This is a genomic window from Vibrio sp. 10N.222.49.C9 (genome assembly GCF_041474985.1).
In the GTDB taxonomy this organism is placed as follows: domain Bacteria; phylum Pseudomonadota; class Gammaproteobacteria; order Enterobacterales; family Vibrionaceae; genus Vibrio; species Vibrio crassostreae_C.
Genome location: NZ_JBFRVD010000433.1, coordinates 1 through 361 on the forward strand (window position 1 = coordinate 1; position 361 = coordinate 361).

Annotated in this window: 1 protein-coding gene; it reads left to right on the top strand. The window is 32.1% G+C overall.

The features are described 5' to 3' along the window. Nucleotides 1-361, top strand: a 361-nt coding sequence (locus AB4585_RS23845; protein ID WP_372171240.1) for a polysaccharide pyruvyl transferase family protein, incomplete at both ends; no start/stop codon positions are given.

Consider the following 361-nt stretch of genomic DNA (forward strand, 5'->3'; position numbering starts at 1 on the left):
AGAAGGTAGTAAAAACAATTTTAAAAATCATTTGCAAGACTATAGTAGTGTGTCGGTGCGAGATAAAAAAGGACAGCGAATACTTCATGATGAATTTGGCATTGAAGCACAAGTTACGTTAGACCCCACATTAATGTTAAACAAAGAACAATGGCTTGATTTTGGTTTTCAAGAGAAAAATTCTATTAAAGAAAAGGGAAGTTATATTGCTTTCTATTTGATTACCCATTCTTTTAATCCAACACCATACATTTACGAATTATTAAAAGAACTTCAACTTAAAACCGGTCACAAAGTAATGTCATTTTCAGACATCCCAGATAAATATGACATAAAGTATGAAAAGTGTTCAGGGATGGGG